The sequence below is a fragment of the Fimbriimonadaceae bacterium genome (assembly GCA_019638775.1).
Lineage (GTDB): Bacteria > Armatimonadota > Fimbriimonadia > Fimbriimonadales > Fimbriimonadaceae > JAHBTD01.
On sequence record JAHBTD010000090.1, the window covers coordinates 1 to 1,965 of the forward strand.

Consider the following 1,965-nt stretch of genomic DNA (forward strand, 5'->3'; position numbering starts at 1 on the left):
CCGGGCAATCCGAGTTATACGCGCACCAATGCGTCAACCGCGACCAGAGTCGATTTGCCGCTGATGATCACGCCGGCTTCCGTTCAAGTCGTTCCGCAGGCGGTATTAGAAGATCAACAAGCCATTCAGATCGAAGATGCAGTCAAAAATGTCAGCGGCGTTTCTCCCGGGTTTACTTTCGGGGGGATGAGCCAGTCATTCATGATTCGGGGTTTTGAGACGGGTTTTGCCAGTTTCCGCGACGGATTCCGGTTTCCGCTCGCCACAAGTTTTTCATTGGCGAATATCTCCCGGGTGGAGGTATTGAAAGGCGCCACGACAAATTTATACGGCCGGATCGAACCGGGCGGCATGGTCAATCTGGTTACCAAGCGGCCGCAGGCGGAACGCTATTACGCGCTAAACCAGCAGTTCGGGTCGTACGGCCAGTTCCAGACACTGGCTGACGCCACCGGTGCAATCAACGAAAGCGGCACGCTACTGTACCGCCTGAATTTCGAGTACCTCAACCAGAATTCATTCCGCGATTTCGGTTTTACCGACCGGATTTTCGTCGCACCGTCGGTTACCTGGAAAATTGCACCGAGCACCCAGTTTGATGTGGATTTTACGTATAAGGATCTGGAGACGCGTGAAGATTATGGTATTGTCGCGCTCGGAAACCGTCCGGCCAGGGTGCCGCGATCGCGCTTCCTGGGCGAGCCGGCGGATAAGACGCATGAAAACATCTACAATACCGCCGCGACATTAACACATGCGTTTAACGACGATTGGCGGGCGCGGGCGCGCTTCAGTTATTTTCACCGAGATGTTAGAGATCCGCAAACCACCGGGTTCGATCTCGATGAAATGACGGGCGTATTGCAACGGGGATACTATAGAGGCGATGCGTCCACCAATGCCTATCAGGGTACGGTTGATGTCACGGGTCGTTTTAATACCTACGGCATCGAGCATAATGTGCTGGCGGGATGGGAATACTACGGGTCATTTGGCGGGGTTAAATCAATAACAGCCGATGCCAGCCCGATCAATATATTCCGTCCGCAGTACAGCCGTGAGAATCTGGGATCATTACCCAGAAATTTTTTCATCGATCAGACGAACGAGTGGAACGGCGTGTTTTTTCAGGATCAAATCACGCTGTTTAACAAGCTGCATCTGATGGGCGGCGGACGATATGACTGGGCTACGAATGCGGTAGGCCTGGCTTTTGGTGAAGATCAATCGCTGGCCGATGCCAGAGCGGCGGTTAATAAAGTCAATAACGCACGCTTCAGTCCGCGTGCGGGAATTGTGTATCAACCCTGGGAATGGCTGTCGTTTTACGGCAATTACGTGCAGTCGCTGGGTTCCGCCAATACGGCCTTCGGTAGTAACGGTAACGTACTTAAACCGCAAATCGGCGAGCAGTTCGAGGGCGGATTCAAGACTACGCTGTTTGGCGGCCGGCTGAATTCCAACGTGGCGTATTATCATCTGACCAGGCAAAACCTCGCGGTGAGCGTTCCCGGACAACCCTTTTCAGTTGCAGTCGGCGAAGCGCGCAGCCAGGGCGTGGAAGTAGATGTTTCGGGGCAGGTCACCGATGGACTGAGCCTGATTCTGACCTATGCGTATACCGACGCCGAGGTGCTGGAAGGCGATAACAAGGGTAACCGGCTGTGGAACGTACCCAAGCACTCGGGAAGTGTATGGGCGCGTTATGATGTGCCGATTGAGCCGCTGCACGGCTTGAGCTTTGGCGCCGGTGTTTTCGTACAGGACAAGCGTCCGGGCGATCCGGCGAATACCTTCATTTTGCCATCGCAGGCGCGTGTCGACGCCATGGTGCGCTACCGCCCGCCGGTTATGCATTCACGCCTGAGCCTGCAGCTCAACGCATACAATCTGGCTGACAGTACCCTTTTTGGCGGCACGCTGGGTGACCGGAATTCTATTAATGTCGGTATCCCACGCATGTTT

General features: G+C 54.6%; 1 protein-coding gene. It reads left to right on the top strand.

What is annotated here, in order from left to right; genetic code table 11:
• Positions 1 to 1,965 (top strand): TonB-dependent siderophore receptor (locus tag KF784_20140; GenBank protein ID MBX3121369.1); only part of this gene is annotated, 1,965 nt, incomplete at both ends.